15 protein-coding genes are annotated in these 15,766 nt (G+C 60.8%); 5 read left to right on the top strand and 10 right to left on the bottom strand.

What is annotated here, in order from left to right; all coding sequences use genetic code 11:
• The first annotated feature begins 13 nt into the window (after positions 1-13).
• The 3 genes from rfbF to M0954_RS17320 are packed head-to-tail and all read left to right on the top strand — an operon-like array spanning position 14 to position 3,146.
• The gene (rfbF, locus tag M0954_RS17330) at positions 14-790 is read left to right on the top strand and encodes a glucose-1-phosphate cytidylyltransferase (protein WP_122152889.1); all 777 of its coding nucleotides are present in this window, start codon (positions 14-16) and stop codon (positions 788-790) included.
• Entirely contained in the window at positions 790-1,905 is a 1,116-nt protein-coding gene (gene rfbG / locus M0954_RS17325) for a CDP-glucose 4,6-dehydratase (RefSeq protein ID WP_297354502.1), read from the top strand. The genes rfbF and rfbG overlap by 1 nt, the downstream gene beginning before the upstream one ends.
• A gap of 17 nt (positions 1,906-1,922) precedes the next feature.
• Positions 1,923-3,146: a class I SAM-dependent methyltransferase gene (locus M0954_RS17320; RefSeq protein ID WP_122152891.1), complete on the top strand. Its 1,224-nt coding sequence runs from the start codon at positions 1,923-1,925 to the stop codon at positions 3,144-3,146.
• A gap of 18 nt (positions 3,147-3,164) precedes the next feature.
• On the opposite strand, the gene M0954_RS17315 is transcribed toward M0954_RS17320, so the two are convergent.
• Both M0954_RS17315 and M0954_RS17310 read right to left on the bottom strand, forming a co-directional pair.
• Positions 3,165-3,725 carry a dTDP-4-dehydrorhamnose 3,5-epimerase family protein gene (locus tag M0954_RS17315; RefSeq protein ID WP_297354500.1) on the bottom strand — a complete coding sequence of 187 codons (561 nt, stop codon included), beginning with the start codon at positions 3,723-3,725 and terminating at the stop codon, positions 3,165-3,167.
• Between the two features lie 43 nt (positions 3,726-3,768).
• Positions 3,769-5,454: a hypothetical protein gene (locus M0954_RS17310; protein WP_122152893.1), complete on the bottom strand. Its 1,686-nt coding sequence runs from the start codon at positions 5,452-5,454 to the stop codon at positions 3,769-3,771.
• Positions 5,455-5,576: 122 nt separating this feature from the next.
• On the opposite strand from M0954_RS17310, the gene M0954_RS17305 reads away from it, so the two are divergent.
• On the top strand, positions 5,577-6,692 hold the full coding sequence (locus tag M0954_RS17305) for a DegT/DnrJ/EryC1/StrS aminotransferase family protein (RefSeq protein ID WP_297354498.1): 1,116 nt from the start codon (positions 5,577-5,579) through the stop codon (positions 6,690-6,692).
• A 53-nt stretch (positions 6,693-6,745) separates the two neighbouring features.
• On the opposite strand, the gene M0954_RS17300 is transcribed toward M0954_RS17305, so the two are convergent.
• From M0954_RS17300 to M0954_RS17275, 6 genes are all read right to left on the bottom strand, one after another.
• Positions 6,746-7,387 (bottom strand): acetyltransferase, encoded by a 642-nt coding sequence (locus M0954_RS17300; RefSeq protein ID WP_122152895.1) that lies wholly within the window; start codon positions 7,385-7,387, stop codon positions 6,746-6,748.
• An 87-nt stretch (positions 7,388-7,474) separates the two neighbouring features.
• Positions 7,475-8,449 (bottom strand): transporter, encoded by a 975-nt coding sequence (locus tag M0954_RS17295; protein WP_297354496.1) that lies wholly within the window; start codon positions 8,447-8,449, stop codon positions 7,475-7,477.
• A gap of 107 nt (positions 8,450-8,556) precedes the next feature.
• Positions 8,557-10,032 (bottom strand): DUF1254 domain-containing protein, encoded by a 1,476-nt coding sequence (locus M0954_RS17290; protein WP_297354494.1) that lies wholly within the window; start codon positions 10,030-10,032, stop codon positions 8,557-8,559.
• Positions 10,033-10,059: 27 nt separating this feature from the next.
• Positions 10,060-11,475 carry a DUF1254 domain-containing protein gene (locus tag M0954_RS17285; RefSeq protein WP_297354492.1) on the bottom strand — a complete coding sequence of 472 codons (1,416 nt, stop codon included), beginning with the start codon at positions 11,473-11,475 and terminating at the stop codon, positions 10,060-10,062.
• A gap of 27 nt (positions 11,476-11,502) precedes the next feature.
• Complete coding sequence (locus M0954_RS17280; RefSeq protein WP_122152897.1) at positions 11,503-12,297, bottom strand: hypothetical protein; 795 nt, start codon at positions 12,295-12,297, stop codon at positions 11,503-11,505.
• A gap of 576 nt (positions 12,298-12,873) precedes the next feature.
• Positions 12,874-13,017: a hypothetical protein gene (locus tag M0954_RS17275; protein WP_297354489.1), complete on the bottom strand. Its 144-nt coding sequence runs from the start codon at positions 13,015-13,017 to the stop codon at positions 12,874-12,876.
• On the opposite strand from M0954_RS17275, the gene M0954_RS17270 reads away from it, so the two are divergent.
• On the top strand, positions 13,016-13,948 hold the full coding sequence (locus tag M0954_RS17270) for an HAD family hydrolase (protein WP_297354487.1): 933 nt from the start codon (positions 13,016-13,018) through the stop codon (positions 13,946-13,948). The two genes, M0954_RS17275 and M0954_RS17270, sit on opposite strands and share 2 nt — an antisense overlap.
• A gap of 136 nt (positions 13,949-14,084) precedes the next feature.
• On the opposite strand, the gene M0954_RS17265 is transcribed toward M0954_RS17270, so the two are convergent.
• Both M0954_RS17265 and M0954_RS17260 read right to left on the bottom strand, forming a co-directional pair.
• Positions 14,085-14,756: an RraA family protein gene (locus M0954_RS17265; protein WP_297354485.1), complete on the bottom strand. Its 672-nt coding sequence runs from the start codon at positions 14,754-14,756 to the stop codon at positions 14,085-14,087.
• 12 nt (positions 14,757-14,768) lie between these two features.
• Positions 14,769-15,766: amidohydrolase family protein (locus tag M0954_RS17260; protein WP_297354483.1), on the bottom strand; the 998-nt coding region annotated here is incomplete at its 5' end.

Raw genomic sequence — 15,766 nt, 5'->3', positions numbered from 1 at the left:
CAAGCAAACCGAAATGAAAGTCGTGATTCTTGCTGGCGGGCTCGGCTCGCGTCTGGCCGAAGAGACCCAGTCCCGGCCGAAGCCTATGGTGACCGTCGGCGATCGGCCGATTCTCTGGCACATCATGAAGATCTATGCCTCGCATGGCATGACGGACTTCATTATCTGCTGCGGCTATAAGGGTTACGTCATCAAGGAGTATTTCGCCAACTACTTCCTGCACTCGTCCGATGTCACCTTCGACCTCGCCAACAACAGCATGGAAGTGCACCAGCGCTATGCCGAGCCGTGGCGCGTCACGTTGCTCGATACCGGCGAACATACGATGACCGGTGGCCGTCTGAAGCGTGCATCGCACCTGCTGCGTGACGAGCAGGCTTTTTGCTTCACCTATGGCGACGGCGTAGGCGACGTCAACATCGCAGAGCTGATCAGATTTCACAAGCGGCATGGCCGTCTCGCGACCGTGACCGGCGTGCAACCGCCGGGACGCTATGGCGTGCTCCAGTTCGCGGAAGACGAAAACGCGGTAGTCGGTTTTGCGGAGAAGCCACAGGAAAGCTCGGCCTGGATTAACGGCGGATATTTCGTCGTGTCGCCACGGGTACTCGACTTTATCGACGACGACTCAGCGCCTTGGGAAGCAAAGCCGATGGAACGGCTAGCCGCCGCGGGCGAACTACAGACCTATCGGCACAACGGTTTCTGGCAACCGATGGATACGCTGCGCGACAAGTTGCAACTCGACGCGATCTGGGCGACCGGCAACGCACCGTGGAAGACCTGGTGATGATGACGCCCAGTTTCTGGTCGGGGCGCCGGGTCTTCGTGACCGGTCATACCGGCTTCAAGGGTAGCTGGCTGTGTCTCTGGCTGCAGCGGCTCGGCGCGCAAGTGGCCGGCTTCTCGCTCGACGCACCTACACAACCCTCGTTGTTCGAAGAGGCGGAGGTGGCGCATGGAATCGACCATATAACCGGCGACGTGCGGGATTCGGCGGCGCTGCGCAATGCGATGCAACGGGCGCGCCCCGAGGTCGTGTTTCACATGGCCGCACAGTCGCTGGTTCGTCAATCGTATGCGGACCCGGTCGAAACCTATTCGACGAACGTAATGGGAACCGTCCACGTGCTCGATGCAGCGCGTCATGTCGACGGCTTACGTGCGGTGATCAACGTGACGACGGACAAATGCTACGAGAATCTGGAAACCCGGCGGGCGTACATCGAAAGCGACACGCTGGGTGGCCGCGATCCCTATAGCAACAGCAAGGCGTGCTCGGAACTCGTAACTGCAGCGTTCCGGCAATCGTTTTTCGCACACGACGGCGATGCCGAAACGCGCGTTGGCATCGCGAGCGCACGGGCCGGCAATGTGATCGGCGGCGGCGACTGGGCAATCGACCGGTTGGTGCCCGATCTGCTGCGCGCCTTCGATCGCGGCGAGCCTGCCATCGTGCGCCGTCCCCACGCGGTACGGCCGTGGCAGCACGTGCTCGAGCCGCTCGCCGGCTATCTCGCGCTCGCCGAGCGTCTGCACGCTCAGCCTAGACAGTATGCAGGAGCGTGGAATTTCGGGCCACGCCCCGACGATATGCGGGCCGTCGATGAGATCGCCGCCGCATTGACCACCGCACTCGGCGCAGGCGCAAGTTTCACCGTGCAGGCGGAGCCCGATGCGCCGCACGAAGCCGGACTCTTGCTGCTCGACGCCAGCAAGGCGCGCGGCGAGCTTGGTTGGGAATCGCTGCTCAAACTGGAAGAAGCGCTCGTCTGGATTGCAAAGTGGCATCGCGCTCGACAAAGCGGCGAGAGCGTGCGCCACATCACGCTCGAGCAGATCGGGCAATACGAAGACAGGATCGGCAAGAAAGCGGCCCACGCGGCCGAGTTTGCCGCCGGGTAATTGAGAGGATTGAAGTCTTGAACTGCCGCCACTGTGGTCAACCCCTTACGTTCCCGTTTCTCGATCTCGGATTCGCACCGCCTTCGAATGCCTATCTGACCGAGACGGACCTCACGCGACCGGAACGGTACTATCCGCTGAAGCTGTTCGTCTGCGATGCCTGCTGGCTCGTGCAGACGGAAGACCACGCTGCGCGCGAGGCACTGTTCGATGCGGACTACGCGTACTTTTCTTCGGTGTCCGAAAGCTGGCTGGCGCATGCGCGCCACTATGCTGCGTCGATCATCGAGGAACTGTCGCTCGGCCGCGACTCGTTTGTGATTGAGGTGGCTTCGAACGACGGCTACCTGTTGCGCAACTTCGTCGCGGCGCAGATCCCTTGCCTCGGCATCGAGCCGACCGCGAGCACTGCCGCACGCGCCGAGGAACTCGGCGTGCCGGTGCTACGCGAGTTCTTTGGCGAACAGCTCGCGCGCACGTTGGTTGAACGTGGTCATCTGGCAGATCTGATTGTCGGCAACAACGTGTTTGCCCACGTACCGGATGTCAACGACTTCTCCGCCGGCCTGAAGACCGCACTGAAACCCGGTGGCACCATCACGCTCGAGTTTCCACATCTCGTCAATCTGATCGACGAGGTACAGTTCGATACCGTTTATCACGAGCACTTCTCATATTTTTCGCTGCAGGCTGTCGAGCATATTTTCCGTGCAGCAGGCCTGCGTGTCTGCCGCGCCGATCAGCTGAAAACGCACGGCGGGAGCCTGCGCGTGTTCGGTTGTCACGCCGACGATCCGCGCGCGGATGACGTTTCCGTCGAACGCATTCGCGCGCTCGAACAGGAGCGCGGCATCACGCGGCTCGACACCTATCGGGATTTCCAGCAACGCGTCGACGAGGCCAAGAATGGTCTGCTGCGTTTTCTGCTCGACTGCAAGGATGCAGGTACCAAGGTCGGCGCATATGGAGCGGCAGCGAAGGGCAACACATTCCTCAACTATGCCGGTGTGAAACCGGATCTGCTGCCCTACGTGTGCGACGCGGCGCCGTCCAAACAGGGCAAGTTCATGCCCGGCAGCCACATTCCGATCATCTCGCCGGCAGAACTCGCCAGTGCAAGACCGGAAGTCGTGTTGATACTGCCGTGGAATATCTCGGATGAGGTCGTCGCACAACAGAAGCCGGTGCTTGGTTCAGATGTGCGATTCGCGGTAGCGTTGCCCCGCGTCCGATACCTGTGACACGAACGGTGCGGTGGCTTAGCCCGCCGCCTGACCGAATAGCGTCTGCACAGTTGGCAGCGCGCGATCGCGATCCGACAACAGCGTCACGTCGCGCGGCCATGCAATGGCGAGTTGAGGATCATTGAAGGCAACGCCGCGCTCGGCCGCCGGGTTGTGAAAGGCTGTATGCAGATAAAGCAGGCGGCTGTCGGGCTCGAGGCTCTGAAAGCCATGCGCGCATCCTTCCGGGATGAACACGGCGCGGCAATTCTCCGCAGACAACTCCGCTGCATGCCATTGCATAAACGTGGCGCTATCGGGCCGCAAGTCGACGATCACGTCCCACACGCAGCCTTCCATGCACCGAACCCACTTCGCGTCCGCGTCAGCGCCCTGCTGAAAGTGCAGTCCCCTCACCGTGCCGGCCAGAACCGTATGCGACCAGTTGATCTGCACGATCTGCCGCGCGCCGTTAGCCTCGGCGAAATCTTGCGCGCAGAAAAGCCGCATGAAGCTGCCGCGCGAGTCACCCCTTGGGGTGCTTTGGGCCACGAACGCGCCTGCGATCGGCAATGCGCTTAACGGGTTGTCTGCCATGCACGCTGCCTGAAATGATGGTCGGAAGTTTCCTTGGTCACGTTCAGGCTATTTGCGCGGTTTGCCGGTTGCCGGTTACTACGTTGAGCTGGCCAACGAACTTCTGTTGCCACGTCTTCGGATCGTAGTTCGAGTTGAGATGATTGAGTAGCAGGTAGCTACCGAGGCGTTCCGCACAAAAGGCCCAGTTGCGCACCTGATAACCCGAACGTTTGCCCGGATAACGTGTGAAGCACGCGCGCACCACCTTTTCAATCGCCGAAATCGTACGCACCCAGAAATCTGCCGGGAAGACGCCCAATTCGACACCGCCGAGCATAAACACGTAGCTGTTAAAAAATGGGATCACGTCGTTACCCGACAATACGCCGAGTTCCACGGCCTCTGAAGTGAAGCGCAGAAAGTCTTCCGCAACGTGAAAGTCCTTGTACTGGGTGAAGTATCCGCCCTTGAGCACACTGGGTCTTACCAGCAGAAAATCCTGGTCCCCCATTGCCATGAAGCTGGCAAGCTCTATGTCGTCAAGCGCCTCACAGCTCCAGTTATCCGCAAGCCGGGGTTCGTTGTTCGGCACCTTGGCAATCGGTCGCGTGGAAACGAATTTACGATACTGGCAAATGCCGACATGGCGCAGTTGAAGCTGATTCTCGACGATGTAGTTTTTCAACGCGAAGCTTCCTGCCACAGCGCCAAGTTGCGGATGGTATGGCTCCCACTCAGGGGCAAGATCTCGCAAATTCGCTTTGCCTGGCCCCTGTGCGCCGCCAAGAGAAAATGTGGATACTAGTGGCGGATAGTCGAACACCAAAGGGACGTGCGTGAAACACGCATACAGGATGTCCCCCGAGGTCTTAAGCGGCGTCCCGAGGAAGCCGTCCTTCGCCTTGGCCATTCGTTGACCATTACACGCCTGCAAGACGGCGCCTCTAAGCGCATAAAAGTTATTTAGCCAGCGACTGCCTGCCGCACCCTTGGCACCTTGCTTAAGATTGTCAAGAAATGCGAGTTGACGCTGGTAGGTCTGGAAGGCAGGCTCCGACAATGGCATCGACCTGATATCGAAGGCGCAAACCTTGATATCCGGACACAAGGTCAGCACGAGCGATGCGATTCGCTCGACCAGCAGCGCCTGCATCCCCATGGGTGGACGACAGGCGACTTCGGCGTCGAGCCGCACGCGAAATTTGGCATCCTCACCTTCGAACAGGTCAAACAGCTTCTCCGTAAGCGCAAACCAGGTCTGCCAGAAAGACGGTTTGGCGACGATATGGTTGCGATAGACGGTCGAGCGGAAGTCCATCGGCAGTGTCCGCAGATCGACGTCGAGCTGAATCGCCTGCAGATAGGCTTCTGCGGCCTCGATAAAGCCCGGATAAAGACGATTGCCCTGTTCAAACACATTCAGATAGCAAGCGCTGTCCTGAATGGACGCAGAGAACGTGTATGCGTCGTGGCCAGGATTGCTGCGGATGAATGCTTCGACATCACCAGCACTTAGCGCGGTCTTGCCGGCGAAATCGGGGGGGAAAAAGCCGTACAGGTCGTCTTCGTTGAGCGAAGAGGTAAGAAAGAAATTTCTGATCGCCCAGTATTCTCCCCATTCCGGTTTGGGGCTCGCGGCGTTGTCCAGTCCCGTAAAGCCAGGATCAAGTCGTTGACGTGCCGACTCATCGTGAAAGACCTGAAAAATGTTTGCGTTCATCGCTGTCTGGCTATTCGACTTGGTCATCCAATTGTGTCCGAGGACAACCCGGGTTGAGCCGACAAATTGACGCCAGATTTGGGTCCAGTTTGGCCAATGACGCGACCGGCCGGAGTGCTATTAAATGCATATCAAACTGGAGAAACCGCGTGTCCCGTATCTACTACACCAAACCCTCGATCGGTGAACTCGAAGTCCGTTATGCGACAGACGCCGCCGCAAACGGCTGGGGGGAACGATGCTATGAGTACATCGACCGCTTCGAAAAAGGCTTTGCGGCGTTTCTGGGGGTGCCGTATGCAATTTCTACGTCGAGCTGCACGGGCGCGATGCATATGGGTCTCGCCGCACTCGGCATCGGCACCGGCGATGAAGTGATTCTGGCCGACATCAACTGGATCGCGACGGCTGCGCCGATCATCCACGTCGGTGCCACGCCGGTGCTGGTCGACATCCTGCCCGACACCTGGTGCCTTGACCCGGCCAAAGTCGAAGCCGCAATCACGCCACGGACCAAGGCAATCGTCGCGACGCATCTGTACGGCAGCGTCTGCGAAATGGACGCTTTGCTCGACATCGGTCGCCGCCACGGCGTTCCCGTCATTGAGGACGCCGCCGAAGCCATTGGCTCGTCGTATGCGGAAAGGCGTGCAGGGGCACTGGGTACGTTCGGGACGTTCTCGTTCCACGGCACCAAAACGCTGACGACTGGCGAAGGCGGGATGTTCGTCACGCACGACCGGGCGCTCTATGAACGTGTGCTGACGTTAAGCAATCACGGCCGGGCCAAGGGGGAGACGCGACAGTTCTGGCCGTCCCAGATCGGCTTCAAGTACAAAATGTCGAACCTGCAGGCGGCGATCGGCTGTGCCCAACTGGAACGCATTGACGAGCTGATAGCGCAAAAGCGCGCCATCTTCCGAATGTACGCGGACGCGTTAGCCCCGCTCGACTCGCATCTGAGCCTGAACGTCGAGCATCCGGGCACCGTCAACGGCTACTGGATGCCGACCGCGGTGTTCCATGAGCACGTCAAGTTCGATCGTGATGCGTTGCTGGGCGCCTTCAAGGAAAACGAAATCGACGGCCGCGTGTTCTTCTGGCCACTCAGCGCGCTCGACCTGGAAGGGCTGCACCGTCCTGTGGATACGCCGGTCTCGCACGGCATTTACCGGCGCGCTGTCAACCTGCCGAGCTATCACGATATGGGTGTTGCGGAAATTGAGCGTGTGGCGGCGGTTGTGCGGCAGGTTTGCGCAGCCTGATTCCTCACTGCGCTACCTGAGCATTCGGGCGGATGTCGAAGGGACCCGCGTGCCTACCGGACGACGCGAGCCGGATTACCGTAGGCCACCGTTGCGTCGGGCAAATCGCGGGTCACCACCGCGCCCGCTCCAACGATACAGTGACGCCCAATCCGGATACGCGGCAAGACGGTCGCGCCCGCCCCAATCATGCTGAAATCTCCGACCTGGACCTCGCCGGCGAGATGAGCGCCGGGTGCAACATGCACACCGTTGCCAAGCCGGCACTCGTGGTCGACACTGGCAGCCGTGTTGACGATGCATGCCGTGCCCAGTTCGGCTTCGACACACACAGCCGCGTTCGCGAGAATCTGGCTGCCAGCGCCTATCGTGGCGTTGTCAGCCACAAATGCGGTGCGATGCACGGCAACCGAAGCAAGCAGCCCGGCACTCGCGAGCTGTTCGTGGATCTCCACGCGAACCTTCCCACGATCGCCGCCAATTGCCACCAGAAAGTGGCAAGGGACAGCTTGCCGCGCAGCGTGCCATGCGAGAAAGCCATCCCAGCCACGGATCAACGGGATATCCGCAAACGGCGGCAGCAGCGTGGGACTGTTGTCGAATACGGCCCGCAGGTCGAAGTCGTCGCGAATCAGTTCACGCAGCACTTTGGCTTGCCCGGTTCCCCCCCAAAAGACGATGTCTGGCCTAGACATTCTCACCACCTCTGTTGTGACATGAACAGAGATTATGCGGCACACGCACCGAGGCGCGTTGCAATCCAACGCCCGATCGCGCCCCGCCTACTGAAACGTCGCGTTCAACGACAACTCCACGGAATTCCCCTTCGGCCGGTTGCTCACATTGAATTCATTCACCCAGCGCAGCGTCGCGCCGACCGGGGTTTTGCTGATCTTGCCGTTCCACGTGACCATCGGCCCGATACCCACCGAATGCCCTTCGGCGCCGCCCACGAAGTCCGCGATCCCGCCGCTGTCATGACCGAACTGCTGGATATAGCCGCCCACCACGCCGACACCCCAGCCCGAGCCGAAGCGCTTGAGCGCCAGCAGATCGAGCACGCTGATCGGCGCGTTGTGATATTGCGTCTGGTCATTGACGGTGTAGAACTCGACTCCGTAATTCAACGACAGCTCGATGTTCTCTTTCGGCAGCAGCTTGGTGTACGCGAAGGTCGGTGTGAACGTCCACGTATTCTGACCGGCGTTGGCGAGCCTGCTGGTGTTGTACGCCCCGGTGGGCGCATAAATCTGCACGCTCAGCGCGATGTGGTCGGTCTTGGTCAGGTGATAGCCGGCCACCACCGGCGTGAAGAAGATATCGGCAAACTGCGTGGCGTGGTCGTCGGGCAAGCGGCCGTGAAACGAAGACACATCGGTGTACTGGACCGGCACGCCGAACGACGACGCAAAATTCCATCCGCCCGCGGTGATCCCCCAGGTCTTGATCGCGTTCAAGATGTTGTACGAGACGTGGTAGTCGAGGCCGGCCGTGACCTTCCCGGCAATCGGCAACGTCTTGCTCGCGCCAAGCGAACCCTCGTAGTAGATCGAGGTGACCGAGATGATCCAGTCGTCCGTGGGCGGCACAATACCGGCATACGGGGCGATCTGCATGCCGGTGATGGGGCGCCCGATACCGCCTTCTGTGGCCAGAGCCAGCGGCGAAAACGCCATGCCGGCGGCAACAGCAAACGCGCCAGCGGAAAACCGCGCGGCAAGATAACCACCTCGAAACAGGAGACGACGCTTACTCATGGTGATCCTCACAAATTTCGCCTGACCTCCCGTGGTCAGGACAGTTGCCCGCATCGTTATTATTTACTTCGTAACCCTTAGATAATTTCTGACTTCGGCCCAATCCACTACTGTGCTTCATGCACGACACCCGGCGGCGTCCACGTGCCGTCCAGCGCCGCCTGTTCCGGCCAATAGGCCCGCACGTACAGCGAAAAATCCTCGCTAGCCGGCGCCGGTAGCCAATTGCCTTCCTTGCCGGCGCCCGGCGTCGAACTCTGCACGTAGATCGTCAATGAACCGTCGTCGTTGTATTGCAGATTCTTGTTCTTGGTGCCCAGCGAGTACCGCTTCTGATCGTTGGGAGAGAAGAAGTGATGCGCGTTGTACAGCGTCAACGACCAGAAGCCCTTGACTGGCGGCAATTGCCCCTTCGGGAAAGTGACCGTATAGCGCTGCGCGCCGTTGAGGCGTGTGCCGGATGCGTCCACGTCGGCATAGAAATATTTTGTCTCGTTGGGCTTGTTGACGAAAATGTTGGACTTCGCCACCGCCGTGCGCGTGAAGTAGTCCGTGCCGAATTCCGCACCGTTGCTGATGGTGTTCCAATGCGCCGGCAAAGGCTTGCCGAACGTATTGAAGTCGAAGAGCGGCGCGACCAGCTTTGCGTCCGTCTGCGTAGCCTCATCCACGATCGCGGACTTGATGGCGGGATCTTTCTGTGCGGCCGCCAGTAGCGCTTTCGCCTGGGCGTACAACGTCTCCTCGCCGGGTTGCGGTGGGGCCTGCTCGAGCACCATCGGTAGTTCGTCCCAGAACTTTGCGGGGTCAACCCATTTGATCTCCTCGGCACTCGCGTCACCCGAGCCGAAACTCGGCAGCTTCGACCAGTCGGTCACCTTCATCTTGCCATCGTATTCGCTCAACGGGTATAGACCAACCTTGCTGATCACCGCCTGAACGGCCACCCGGTCTTCAGGCGTGTCATCCATGAATACGCGCGGAATGAAGCTACCCACTGCCGTGCCGGAGCGGAACACCTGGCGGATCCCCTTGGGCACCTGGCCGTGCCAGTCGGGTCCGACGAACAGGTAGAAGCCCGGCTTCGTACCGTACAGCTTGCCGAGACTGGCGAAGCCGTCGGTGCGCAAATCGACCGCCTGATACACCCAGAAGCGCTCGCCGAAATCCGGCACCTGCACCACTACGGGCGTCTGGTTCAGGTCGAAGATGGCCGAGCCGTACACCACATCCTGATTCGGACACGCCACGAAGCGCTCCTGCGGCTCGATATAGTCATGCAGCATCGACAGGTGGTTAGGCGGCGCAACCGGCACGATTCCGCCATTCAGGCCCGAATGCGGCACCTTCTGCATTGCCAGCAGGCGGTTGTAGACGTTGACCATCGGCCACGCCCAGAAGTAGGTCTGGCGCGCCACCAGCCGCGCGTAGGCCTCCGAGATGGCATAGCCAGGCACGGGGCCCGGAACTGAGAGCACGGTTGCCGCCTGTGCCTGCGAACCGCTCGGCGCTCGCGCCAGGATCGGACTCGCGAGCGACGCCAGCACCGCAGCGGTGACCCACGTTGCAGCCTTCTTATTCATGTCGGGCTCCGACTCGTCCATTTGAGTTCATCGCTTTTGCGGTGCCGGGAATTTCCAGGTGCCGTCGAATACCGACGCGTCCGGTCCGTAAATGCGGGCAATCACGTTGTAGGCCCCCTCGGGAGCGGGCAACCAGTTGGACTCCTTATCAGCACCGGGCGTGGCGTGCTGGACGTAGATATCGAGCGAGCCGTCGGGGTTGTATCTGATGCCCTTGGTGCGGTCGCCAATCGAATAACGGTTGATCGGGTTTGCCACCAGATGGCGGCCCGGCAGGTCGTACATCGTCATCGACCAGAAGAACTTCGCCGGCGGCAGGTCTTTCTTGTCGAAGTGGATGAGGTAGGGTTGCGAGCCCAGCAATTGCTCGTGATCGGCGTTGACACGCGTGCCGACGTACACCGCTTCTTCCTTCGTATTGCCGTAGATACCCATCCCGGCGGCGACCGCGCGCTTCATGTAATCGCCGTTCAGATCCTGCCGGCTGCCGAAGAGGTCGTAGGAGCTGGTCGTGTGCTTCTCGGCGTCGGCCAGCGCCGCTTTGCCGTCGGCGACGCCTTGTTCGATGGCCTCGCGCGTCGCGGGAGGCAGCGCGGCTGGATCGAAAGGCTGGCCCGGTGCGATGCCGATCTTCGCGAAGCGCTGCATCAAGTCCGCTTCAGACGGCGCCGTCGGCTGCGCGAACTGCAGCATGAAATTCAGGTATGAGATGAAATCGATCGAGGTCGCTTTCGCTTCGTCCCACTTCGGGAACGTGACCTTCGGCGCGGGTGGCGGCGCACTCGTATGTTCGAACGCGGAAAGCGGCGTGAGCTGGTATTGCTTCTGGATCGCCTGAACGTTCTTCACATCGGCCGGCCCGCTCAAGGCGGTGCGGCCCAAGGTGAGGATGATGTCGGTCTCCGAGCGGAATACCTTGTCGATGCCCTTCGGGGTATCGCCGTGCCAGTCGGGGCCGGCAAACAGATAGTGGCCTGCGCCGTTGCCCGTGGCCCGCGAGCCGACATAGGCAAAGTTATACGTGAACAGGTCGATCCACTGGAACACGTAGTAGCGGTCGTCCTTCACCGCCGGCACAGTCAGCACCCATGGCTCACGGCGCAGATCGAGCCACGCCCACGAGTACGGCGTGTCGTTGTTCGGCGTGACGATCTCCTTGTTCTCGGGACCGTACGGACGTGAGTAGTTGCGGAATTTGCCAAAGCCGCCCACGTAAGACTTCGAGCCGGGATCGAGCACCTGCTCGTATAGCGTCTTGTAGTTGAACAGCATCGGGTAGGCGTAGATGAACGCGTCTTTCGCGATGCCACGCGCCTCCTCGGGTGACGCGGTTACCGTCGCTGGAACGGCGCTCGCCTGAGCACTGGCGTATGGGTGCGACAACGTCATCAGCGTCAGCCCCAGGGATATCGCGCCAATGCGCAGGAGCCTGGATATTTTCATGGATTGGCGTCTCTCGAAGTGGGTCGGCTACTTGCCGAACGTCAGGTTCAGTCCGGCAAAAATCGTCACTTGCGGCTCGCCCGGACCAGAATGAGCGACCGAATACTGCGGTTCGATGAATGCGTTGTAGATGGTCGAACCGCTCTTCCACGCCTTGCCCGCGCCAAGGCCGACGGGGATGTAATAGGTGCCATGCTGCAGATCGAAGCTCCAGATACCGGTGGAACGGATGTACCAGCCGCCAGGCAGGTTGAAGATGGCGAACGGCTGGGCGGTAAGCGACTGGGTGGTCGGGCGCCCGCTTTGACCGGCGAACGAGTGTTGCCACTGAACCAGTGCGCCGAGCAGATGCGCAGGGGTCGCATTGACGGCGACGGCCGCCAGACCGCCTTGCCATTTGCCGGTGCCGAGGCTTGGGTCGGTGGCCGTGGGCGCGGTGATCAGCGGGCCCACGCCGATCTGCACGTCCGACTGCGAGAGCAGAAAGATGTCGAAAAGGTTGATGTCGCCGAGGCCCGTGTTATAGCCGCCGGTCGGGTCCGGGCGCGTGCTGATCGGCACCGTCGCGCGGAAAATCTCCGGCACGCCGATCGGTCCGAGCGGCCCCACCGGAACAGTCGGCCGCAGCAGCAAGTCGTTGGTGTGGCCGCCGACGCCGAACAGGCTCGGGGTGTAGTAGTCCTGGATGTTGAATGAGGGCGCCAGATTCAGCGGGTTATTGCTCTTGTTGGCGTCGTCTGCCGAAGCCTGCGCATAAGCGCCTGACGAGAATGCCGCCGCGCACAACACCGCACTCGCTGCAAGACATCGCTTCGTGGTCATTGGATTTTCCGGCTTCATGGCAATTGACAAACGAGCGTATCCATTTGCTTAACGCAAATAGAAGTCTGACTATTAAATCAGTTAATCGATTAATACTGGATCGAACTATGATGGCCCCGTCTCACTAGCCGGTGGCAGGAATAGCCTGAAAGCGAAAACACACCCCGCATGGACCTTGTGGGGGCGAAAAATAGCTACCACGCGCTGTAGCCGGCCGTGGTCATCGTCTGAAAATACTAGCAAACGTTTTCAAAAAACATGGGAATAAATTTGTAACACGAACGAAAGCCGGATTTTTCAGTTTTTATTATGCTGAAAATGATCAAAATAAATCGCCTTTTGAAATGGCGACGTCAATTTCAGGGAATTGATTCGAATATAAAAACAATTTGGCCTGGTGCGGGTCCTGATTCGGCTGGGCCAGGCGAACCAGGGTCCCAACTCGGCGCGCAGGAGTCCCCCTCCGCCTGACGTCGGCAAAATACGCGGCAAACCGTTAAACAAACGCGCCGGATGTGCTATTTAGTAGGCGCGAAAAGACTAACGGCGCATCGAGCGCCGCACGACATCACATACTCACGAGGCTTTCATGATTGGCTTGATGCGCAGATCCTGGATCGGCTTGACCGTTGTCGCTCTCTGCGCGTGCACGACCACGCCCCACCAGAGCGGGACGCAGGGCTCGCGTCCGGCCCGCGCGCCTTCTGGTAATTCGACCATGGCATCGTGGAACGACACCCCGGCGGAGCGTTCGATCATCGATTTCGTCACGCGCGTGACGACGCCCGAATCGAAAGACTTCGTGCCGCGCGCCGAGCGGATTGCGGTGTTCAATCTGGACGGCACGCTCTGGGTCGAGCAGCCGGCGTCCGTGCAACTCGTCTTCACCTTGCAACAGGTAAAGACGCTTGCGCCGCATCATCCCGAGTGGAAACGCCAGGAGCCGTTCCGATCGATCCTGCGCGGCAATCTGAAGCCGGTGGCAAGCAGCGGCAACGCAGGCGCGATGAAGTTGCTTGCGGCCACCCACGCGGGTATGACGACGGACAGTTTCGCCTCGATCGTGCACGACTGGTTCGATACCGCGAGCGATCCGCGTTTCAACCGCCCCTATACGGCGCTCGCGTATCAGCCGATGGTCGAGCTGCTCGCCTACCTGCGCGCCAACGGCTTCAGAACCTATATCGTCTCGGCCGACAGCGTCGAATTCATTCGCGCGATCTCGCAGAGCATGTACGGCGTGCCGCCTGAAGATGTGATCGGCAGCACGGTTCGCTATCAGTACGGGCTGACGAACGGCACGGCGACGCTGACGCGGCTCGCGCAGGTCGACACGCTCAACGACGGCGCGATGAAGCCGCAAGCCATTCAGGCTGTGACTGGACGCCGGCCGCTAATGGCGTTCGGCAATGCCGACAGCGACCTGCCGATGCTCGAATGGACCACCTCCGGCGACGGTCCGCGCTTTGCGGCCCTGCTGCATCACACCGACGCGCAGCGCGAATATGCCTACGATCAGACGGCACGCAGCGGGAAGCTGGACAAGGGGCTACAGGAAGCGAATGTGAAAGGCTGGCTGCTGATCGATATGAAGGACGACTGGCGGAGGGTGTTCAAGGGCGACGCGGACGGAGCGCCAGCGGGTAAATGAGGGGACGGTGATGGGCGGTGCCTTGCGCTACGCCCTGTGCTCTGCCCTACGCCGTGACGCGGCGGCGCACGCGGCTTGGCCTGACCCTGCCCTGCCCTGACCGCCACCGCGCCGAGCCGCGTGCCGGGCACCTGGCTCAGCTGCCCATCATCCGCGCTTCATGCGGGACGACCCACGAGCGGTCGAACTCCCCCTTGGCGATAGATCGCAGGGCCGCCTCCTCCTTCTCCCCCTGCTTCTTCGCCCCGGCAATCACCGCCTCGACTTCGGCAACCGGGATCGCCAGCACACCGTCTTCATCGCCGACGATGATGTCGCCGGGATGCACGACCATGCCGCCGACCGATACCGGCACATTGATCTCACCTGGCCCGTTCTTGTACGGCCCCCGATGCGTCACGCCGCGCGCATACACGGGGAAATCGCCCTGCCGGAGCGCGCCGACGTCGCGAATGGCGCCGTCGATCACCAGGCCTTGAACCCCCAGGCTCTCCGCAAAGCTCGACATGATCTCGCCCATCAGCGCCTGCGAAAGATCGCCACCGCCGTCGATCACCAGCACATCGCCCGGACGGCAAAAATCGAAGGCGCGATGAATCGCGAGATTGTCACCACCGCGCGTGCGGACCGTCACCGCGGTTCCAGCCATCGGCTTGGGTCGATGATACGGCTGCAGCCCGATCGTGCCGCTCGCGCGTGCCATGTTGTCGCTCAGCAGCGAAACGGCCAGGCCGCGCAACGTCTCAAGAATCTCCGGACTGGCTTGCGGCGCGGACTCGTTATGGTGCCATCCAATGGGGTTCGTCACAGTGGTCTCCTTTCAGGAAAGTTGGCGTTCGAGTTGACTGGACAGCCGCGCATACACCGCGCGCGCGTTGTCCTCGTAGATGCGTTGCCGGTCAGCGGGCGTGAGCCACGGAATCGCGTCGATATAGCGCCGCGTGTCGTCGTAGTAGTGACCGGTCTCGGGATCGATGCCCTGCACCGCGCCGATCGTCTCCGACGCAAACAGGATGTTGCCGACCGGGATGACCTTGGCGAGAAGCTCGGCGCCTGGCTGGTGATAGACGCACGTGTCGAAGAACACGTTCTTCATCAGGTATTCGGTGAGAAGCGGCCGCTTCATGTCCTGAGCGAGGCCGCGGTAGCGTCCCCAGTGATACGGAACCGCGCCGCCGCCGTGCGGGATGATGAAGCGCAGCGTGGGGAAATCGGCGAACAGATCGGCGCTCAGCAGCTGCATGAATACCGAGGTATCGCCATTGATGTAGTGCGCGCCCGTCGCATGAAAATTCGGGTTGCACGATGACGAAACGTGAATCATCGCCGGCACGTCGAGCTCAACCATCGCTTCATACAGCGGGTACCACGAGCGGTCGGTCATCGGTAAGCCGTTCCAGTGACCACCCGATGGATCGGGGTTGAGGTTGCAGCCAATAAAGCCGAGTTCCTCCACACACCGTCGCAACTCGGCGATGCAATTCGCGGGCGCTGCGCCAACCGCCTGCGGCAACTGGCAGACGCCGACAAAGTTGCGCGGAAACTGTCTGCACACGCGATAAATCAGGTCGTTGCATTCCTGCGACCAGCGCGCATTCGCCTCTTCCGTGCCCAGATGGTGGCCCATCCCGGCTGCGCGCGGCGAGAAGATGGTGAGGTCGGTACCGCGTTCGCGCTGAACGCGCAGCTGCCCGCGTTCGATGCTCTCGCGAATCTGCTCATCCGTGATGACAGGACGAGGCGGCACCGGCGTGCCGTCTTTCAGGGCTGCGATCTGTTTGGCGCGCCATGCTTCGTGTTCGGGCGGCGAGGTCGTGT

The organism is Paraburkholderia sp. (assembly GCF_026225065.1).
GTDB lineage: Bacteria > Pseudomonadota > Gammaproteobacteria > Burkholderiales > Burkholderiaceae > Paraburkholderia.
Note: the sequence above shows the minus strand (reverse complement) of the source record. Positions and strands in the feature narration are given on the sequence as shown.